The organism is Pseudomonas sichuanensis, assembly GCF_003231305.1.
In the GTDB taxonomy this organism is placed as follows: Bacteria; Pseudomonadota; Gammaproteobacteria; order Pseudomonadales; family Pseudomonadaceae; genus Aquipseudomonas; species Aquipseudomonas sichuanensis.
On sequence record NZ_QKVM01000037.1, the window covers coordinates 56,040 to 62,971 of the forward strand.

6 protein-coding genes are annotated in these 6,932 nt (G+C 62.3%); 2 read left to right on the forward strand and 4 right to left on the reverse strand.

Translation table 11 applies throughout. The features are described from left to right. Window positions 1-53 precede the first annotated feature (53 nt). The 4 genes from DM373_RS18985 to DM373_RS19000 form a co-directional block, all read right to left on the reverse strand. Entirely contained in the window at window positions 54-1,490 is a 1,437-nt protein-coding gene (locus tag DM373_RS18985) for an NAD(P)(+) transhydrogenase (Re/Si-specific) subunit beta (RefSeq protein WP_110995048.1), read from the reverse strand. 2 nt (window positions 1,491-1,492) lie between these two features. Further along, on the reverse strand, window positions 1,493-1,807 hold the full coding sequence (locus DM373_RS18990) for an NAD(P) transhydrogenase subunit alpha part 2 (RefSeq protein ID WP_110995049.1): 315 nt from the start codon (window positions 1,805-1,807) through the stop codon (window positions 1,493-1,495). An 11-nt stretch (window positions 1,808-1,818) separates the two neighbouring features. After that, on the reverse strand, window positions 1,819-2,940 hold the full coding sequence (locus DM373_RS18995; protein ID WP_110995050.1) for a Re/Si-specific NAD(P)(+) transhydrogenase subunit alpha: 1,122 nt from the start codon (window positions 2,938-2,940) through the stop codon (window positions 1,819-1,821). A 410-nt stretch (window positions 2,941-3,350) separates the two neighbouring features. Further along, window positions 3,351-4,265, reverse strand: a complete 915-nt coding sequence (locus tag DM373_RS19000) for a LysR family transcriptional regulator (RefSeq protein ID WP_110995051.1) — start codon at window positions 4,263-4,265, stop codon at window positions 3,351-3,353. A gap of 167 nt (window positions 4,266-4,432) precedes the next feature. Here DM373_RS19000 and DM373_RS19005 point away from each other — a divergent pair, with 167 nt between their 5' ends. Then, entirely contained in the window at window positions 4,433-5,614 is a 1,182-nt protein-coding gene (locus DM373_RS19005) for an acyl-CoA dehydrogenase (protein ID WP_110995052.1), read from the forward strand. A gap of 15 nt (window positions 5,615-5,629) precedes the next feature. After that, window positions 5,630-6,850, forward strand: coding sequence for a CaiB/BaiF CoA transferase family protein (locus DM373_RS19010; RefSeq protein ID WP_110995053.1), 1,221 nt, complete (start codon window positions 5,630-5,632; stop codon window positions 6,848-6,850). The last annotated feature ends 82 nt before the right edge of the window (window positions 6,851-6,932 follow it).

A 6,932-nucleotide genomic window follows, 5' to 3' on the forward strand; every position in this document is an offset into this window, starting at 1 on the left:
CCCCGGGCATAACACCCGGAGGCTTTAGACGCTTCTATATATAGAGGCGGGTATCAGTCCACGGCCTTGACCATGTCCTCGATGACCTTCTTCGCGTCACCGAACACCATCATGGTCTTGTCCAGGTAGAACAGTTCGTTGTCCAGGCCGGCATAGCCGCTGGCCATGGAGCGCTTGTTGACGATGATGGTCTTGGCCTTGAACGCTTCGAGGATCGGCATGCCGGCGATCGGCGACTTGGGATCGTTCTTCGCCGCCGGGTTGACCACGTCGTTGGCGCCCAGCACCAGGACCACGTCGGCCTGACCGAATTCGGCGTTGATGTCTTCCATCTCGAACACCTGGTCGTACGGCACTTCCGCTTCGGCCAGCAGTACGTTCATGTGGCCTGGCATACGGCCGGCAACCGGGTGGATCGCGTATTTCACGGTCACGCCGTTGTGCACCAGCTTCTCGGTCAGCTCTTTGAGCGCGTGTTGGGCGCGGGCCACCGCCAGGCCGTAGCCGGGAACGATGATCACGCTGTCGGCGTTGCTCAGCAGGAAGGTGGCGTCGTCGGCCGAGCCGGACTTCACCGGGCGTTGCTCTTTGGAGCCTTGCGCCGCACCGACGTCGGTATCGCCGCCGAAGCCGCCGAGGATGACGTTGAAGAACGAACGGTTCATCGCCTTGCACATGATGTACGAGAGGATCGCACCGCTCGAACCCACCAGCGAGCCGGCGATGATCAGCATCGAGTTGTTCAGCGAGAAGCCGATGCCTGCCGCCGCCCAGCCCGAGTAGCTGTTGAGCATCGACACCACCACCGGCATGTCGGCGCCGCCGATCGGGATGATGATCAGCACGCCCATGATGAAGGCCAGGGCCAGCATCAGGGTGAAGGCGCTGTAGTGGCCGGTGAAGGTGAACAGCAGGCCCAGGGCGATGGTGGCCAGGCCGAGGATCAGGTTCAGCTTGTGCTGGCCGGTGAACTGTACCGGTGCGCCTTGGAACAGGCGGAACTTGTACTTGCCCGACAGCTTGCCGAACGCGATGACCGAGCCGGAGAAGGTGATGGCACCAATGGCCGCGCCGAGGAACAGCTCCAGGCGGTTACCGGTGGGGATCGGGTCGCTGATGCTGGCGACGATGCCCAGCGATTGCGGCTCGAGTACCGCGGCAATGGCGATGAACACCGCGGCCAGGCCGATCATGCTGTGCATGAAGGCGACCAGTTCGGGCATCTTGGTCATCTCGACGCGCTTGGCCATGATCGAACCGGCGGTGCCGCCGACCAGCAGGCCGACGATGACATAACCAATGCCGGCAGTGGCAAGCTCGGCGCCCAGCTTGTAGATCAGCCCGACCGTGGTGAGGATGGCGATACCCATGCCGACCATGCCGAACAGGTTGCCCCGGCGTGAGGTGGTGGGGTGCGAGAGGCCCTTGAGCGCCTGGATGAAGCAGATCGAGGCGACCAGGTACAGAAGCGTTACCAGATTCATGCTCATGCTTACTTCTGCGCCTCGTTCTTGGTTTTCTTCTTGAACATTTCCAGCATGCGGCGGGTGACCAGGAAGCCACCGAACACATTGACCGCGGCCAGCGCCACGGCGAGGGTACCCATCACTTTGCCGGCCGGGGTGACGGTCAGCGCGGCCGCGAGCATGGCGCCGACGATGACGATCGCCGAAATGGCGTTGGTGACGGCCATCAGTGGGGTGTGCAGTGCCGGTGTGACGTTCCATACCACGTGGTAGCCCACGTAGATGGCCAGCACGAAGATGATCAGGTTGTAGATGCCGTGGGAAATCAGCAGGTCTTCCATTGTCGAGCTCCTCAGCCGTTCTTGCGTACGACCTGGCCGTCGCGGCACATCAGGCACGCGGCGACGATGTCGTCTTCGAGGTTGATCATCAGCGCGCCGTCCTTGTCGAACAGCAGCTTCATGAAGTCCAGCAGGTTGCGGGCGTACAACGCCGAGGCGTCTGCGCCGACCTGGGCCGGCAGGTTGGTCGGGCCGACGATGGTCACGCCGTTGGCCTGTACCACCTGGTCAGCGACGGTCAGCGGGCAGTTGCCGCCCTGGGCCGCAGCGAGGTCGATCACCACCGAGCCGGGTTTCATCTGCGCGACGGTCTCGGCGCTGAGCAGCGTCGGCGCCTTGCGCCCGGGGATCAGCGCAGTGGTGATGACGATATCGGCCTGTTTGGCTCGCTCGTGCACGGCCTGGGCCTGGCGCTGCATCCAGCTGGCTGGCATGGGGCGGGCGTAACCGCCGACGCCTTCGGCGCACTCGCGTTCTTCATCGGTCTCGTACGGCACGTCGAGGAACTTGGCGCCAAGCGACTCGATCTGCTCTTTCACGGCGGGGCGCACGTCGGAGGCTTCGATCACCGCGCCCAGGCGCTTGGCCGTGGCGATGGCCTGCAGGCCGGCGACGCCGGCGCCGAGGATCAGCACACGGGCGGCCTTTACGGTGCCGGCGGCGGTCATCAGCATGGGCATGAAGCGTGGGTAGTGATGCGCGGCCAGCAGCACGGCCTTGTAGCCGGCAATGTTGGCTTGCGACGACAGCACGTCGAGGCTCTGGGCCCGCGAGGTACGAGGCGCGGCTTCCAGGGCGAAGGCGGTGATGCCACGTTCGGCCATCTTGCCGATCAGCTCGTTGTTGAACGGGTTGAGCATGCCGGCCAGCACGCTGCCGCTGCTGATCAGCGCCAGTTCCTGGTCATTGGGTGCAACCACCTTGAGCACCAGCTGCGCGCCGAAGGCATCGGTCGCTTCACCCAGTGTGGCGCCAACGGCCTCATAGGCACCGTCCGGAATGCTGGCGTTGAGCCCTGCCCCCCGTTGCACGGTGACCTGATGGCCCTGGCTAACCAGTTTCTTGATGGTTTCCGGGGTCGCGGCGACCCTTGTCTCACCCGTCTGCGTCTCGAGAGGAACACCAATGTGCACGACTTTGTCTCCTGCGGTGACCTTTTGTGTTTGTTTGAACCAGCTCACTTCGGGTGGCGCGCTGGGTGGTCGTAGAGCACGACCCCGCCTGAATCCGGGGCGGGAAGGCATTTTGCAGATGAACCATGGGGGCCACAACCGGTTCTGAAGCGAAACGAACTCAAAACTACAAGTCACCCTGTGACCGTATGTCGCAATGATTCGAAACAAACCCGTCAAGCACGCGCTATTCGGAGCTTAGGGGAAAATCTGAAAAAAATTCTGCTGTTTTCGGCCTTGCTGCTGTGAATGTCGCAAAATAACCGTCAAACCCGCATGGTCACTAGGGTTGATAGGGTTTTTCAGGCTGGCTGGAACAGATTACGTATTTGCGACAAATACATATATCTGTAGGTGTTTAAAATAATTGACTACGGGGTCAGCTTATCGGCTTTTGCAGTGTACTGCTGTGCCTGCGCTATGAGCCAGTCGCGAAAAGCCCGTAGCGAAGCGGACTCCACCTTGCGCTCTGGAATCATCAGATAGTAGGCCTTGTCACTGGACAGGGCATGCCTGTTAGCGACCACCAACCTACCCTCCTCCAGCTCGCGCTGGATCAGGAACGGCGGGATCAGCGCAATGCCCATTTCGTGCATGGCCGCCTGGGCGAGCATAGAGAACAGTTCATAGCGCGGGCCGGCCATGTCGCGTTCAACGCTCATGCCCAGCCCATCGAACCATTGCCGCCAGGCATACGGGCGGGTGGTCTGCTGCAGCAGGGGCAGCTCGGCGATGCGCTGGGCGTCGAGGCCGCCCTGCCCGTCCAGCAGCTTCGGGCTGCACACCGGTACCGGGTTTTCGCCCATCAGGCGATGGGCCTGGGTGCCGGACCAGTCGGCGTCGCCGAAGTAGATGGCCGCATCGAAGGGCGTGTCGGCGAACAGGAACGGCCGGGTGCGGTTGGTCAGGTTGACCGTGACCTCCGGGTGGCGTTGCTGGAAATCCTTCAGGCGTGGCAGCAGCCACTGGGTGCCGAAGGTCGGCACCACGGCCAGCTCGATCACGTTGGCACCCTGCTGGCGCATGACCGACAGGGTGTCACGCTCTACGGCGTCCAGCTGGCTGGCCACCTGGCGGCTATAGGACAAGCCTGCCTCGGTGAGCTTCACGCCCCGGCGCGAGCGGCGGAACAATTCGACGTTGAGAAACGCCTCCAGCCCACCGATCTGCCGACAGACGGCTCCCTGGGTCAGGGCCAGCTCGTGGGCGGCCTTGGTAAAGCTCTCGTGACGCGCGGCCGCCTCGAAGCAGACCAGGGCGGTGGTGCTGGGGATCTTGCGGCGCATGTACGGCAACCTCACTTGTATGCTCGTTAGTACGGCGTTTCGCCGATCACGGAGTGAGAAAATATCACTAAAGCGTGCGCAATCCTCGTTTGTCCCGACGGCCGATCAAGCCTAGGATCAATGCAACGCAAGAATCCGCTCCCATCTTTGTTTCGAGGAACACGCACATGGCCGGTAAAGCAAGCTTCAACTGGATCGACCCGCTGCTGCTGGATCAGCAGCTCACTGAAGAAGAGCGCATGGTGCGTGACAGCGCCTTCCAGTTCGCCCAGGACAAGTTGGCGCCGCGTGTGCTGGAAGCCTTCCGTCACGAACAGACCGACCCGGCGATCTTCCGCGAGATGGGTGAAGTCGGCCTGCTGGGCGCGACCATCCCTGAACAGTACGGTGGCAGTGGCCTCAACTACGTGTGCTACGGCCTGATTGCCCGTGAGGTGGAGCGCATCGATTCCGGCTACCGCTCGATGATGAGCGTGCAGTCGTCGCTGGTCATGGTGCCGATTAACGAGTTCGGTACCGAAGCGCAGAAGCAGAAGTACCTGCCCAAGCTGGCCAGCGGTGAGTGGATTGGTTGCTTCGGCCTGACCGAACCCAACCATGGTTCCGACCCGGGTTCGATGATCACTCGGGCGCGCAAGGTCGACGGCGGCTATCGCCTGACCGGCAGCAAGATGTGGATTACCAACAGCCCGATCGCCGATGTGTTCGTGGTTTGGGCCAAGGATGATGCCGGCGACATTCGCGGCTTTGTCCTGGAGAAAGGCTGGCAAGGCCTCAGCGCCCCGGCCATCCACGGCAAGGTTGGCCTGCGCGCCTCGATCACCGGTGAGATCGTCATGGACAACGTGTTCGTCCCTGAAGAGAACATCTTCCCGGATGTACGGGGCCTGAAGGGGCCGTTCACCTGCTTGAACTCGGCCCGCTACGGCATTTCGTGGGGTGCGCTGGGCGCCGCCGAAGCCTGCTGGCACACAGCGCGCCAGTACACCCTGGACCGCCAGCAGTTCGGTCGCCCGCTCGCCGCCAACCAACTGATCCAGAAAAAGCTGGCCGACATGCAGACCGAAATCACCCTGGCCCTGCAAGGTTGCCTGCGTCTGGGGCAGATGAAGGACCAAGGCACCGCTGCGGTGGAAATCACTTCGATCATGAAGCGCAACTCCTGCGGCAAGGCCCTGGATATCGCCCGCATGGCGCGTGACATGCTGGGCGGCAACGGTATCTCCGACGAGTTCGGCGTGGCCCGCCACCTGGTCAACCTTGAGGTGGTCAACACCTATGAAGGTACTCATGACGTGCATGCGCTGATCCTCGGGCGTGCGCAAACCGGTATCCAGGCGTTCTACTAATAGAGGAGCCAGGCCATGGGTGCGCTTTCACATCTGCGGGTGCTGGACCTTTCTCGGGTGCTCGCCGGCCCATGGTCCGGCCAGATCCTTGCCGACCTTGGTGCCGATGTGATCAAGGTCGAGCGCCCGGGCTCGGGTGACGATACCCGTGCCTGGGGGCCGCCCTTCCTCAAGGACTCGCGTGGCGAGAACACCAGTGAGGCGGCCTACTATCTGTCGGCCAACCGCAACAAGCGCTCGGTGACCATCGACTTTACTCAGCCCGAAGGCCAGCGCCTGGTGCGTGAGCTGGCGGCCAAGTCGGACATCGTCATCGAGAACTTCAAGGTCGGCGGGCTGGCAGCCTATGGTCTGGATTACCAGAGCCTGAAGGCGATAAACCCGAAGCTTATCTATTGCTCGATCACAGGCTTTGGCCAGACCGGGCCGTATGCCAAGCGTGCCGGCTACGACTTCATGATCCAGGGGTTGGGCGGGCTGATGAGCCTGACCGGGCGGCCGGAAGGCGAGGAAGGTGCCGGGCCGATGAAGGTTGGAGTGGCCTTGACCGACATCCTTACTGGCCTGTATTCGACGGTGGCGATCCTGGCTGCCCTCGCCCACCGGGACCAGGCTGGGGTTGGTCAGCATATCGATATGGCCTTGCTGGATGTCCAGGTGGCTTGCCTGGCCAACCAGGCGATGAATTACCTCACCACAGGAAACGCACCACGGCGGTTGGGTAATGCACATCCCAATATCGTGCCCTACCAGGACTTCCCGACGGCGGATGGCAATTTCATTCTTACCGTGGGTAATGACGGGCAGTTCCGCAAGTTTGCCGAAGTGGCTGGGCGGCCGCAGTGGGCGGATGATCCGAGGTTCGCTACCAATAAGCAGCGTGTGGCCAATCGGGCCGAGTTGATTCCGCTGATTCGCCAGGCCACGGTGTTCAAGACTACGGCTGAATGGGTGAGTGAGCTGGAGAAGGCGGGTGTGCCTTGTGGCCCCATCAATGACCTGGCGCAGATGTTCCAGGATCCGCAGGTGTTGGCTCGGGGGCTGGCGGTGAACATCCCGCACCCGTTGGCGGGGAATGTGCCGCAGGTAGCCAGCCCGATCAGGTTGTCGGAGACGCCTGTGGAGTACCGGCAGGCACCTCCGCTGCTGGGGGAGCATACCGAGGCAGTGCTGCGTGATGTACTGGGGCTGGATGCGATGGCGGTGCACGAACTGCGCACTGCTGGCGTACTCTGACGCTGCAGCTATATAGAGAGCGGGGAGGCCGACAGGCCTCCCCGCTTTGTTTTCAGGCAAATGACGCTTTCTTGAAATTAAA

What these genes read in the sequence shown, in the direction of transcription:
- DM373_RS18985 (WP_110995048.1), bottom strand. Translation starts at nt 1,490, where the DNA reads ATGAGCATGAATCTGGTAACGCTTCTGTACCTGGTCGCCTCGATCTGC.
- DM373_RS18990 (WP_110995049.1), bottom strand. Translation starts at nt 1,807, where the DNA reads ATGGAAGACCTGCTGATTTCCCACGGCATCTACAACCTGATCATCTTC.
- DM373_RS19000 (WP_110995051.1), bottom strand. Translation starts at nt 4,265, where the DNA reads ATGCGCCGCAAGATCCCCAGCACCACCGCCCTGGTCTGCTTCGAGGCG.
- DM373_RS19005 (WP_110995052.1), top strand. Translation starts at nt 4,433, where the DNA reads ATGGCCGGTAAAGCAAGCTTCAACTGGATCGACCCGCTGCTGCTGGAT.
- DM373_RS19010 (WP_110995053.1), top strand. Translation starts at nt 5,630, where the DNA reads ATGGGTGCGCTTTCACATCTGCGGGTGCTGGACCTTTCTCGGGTGCTC.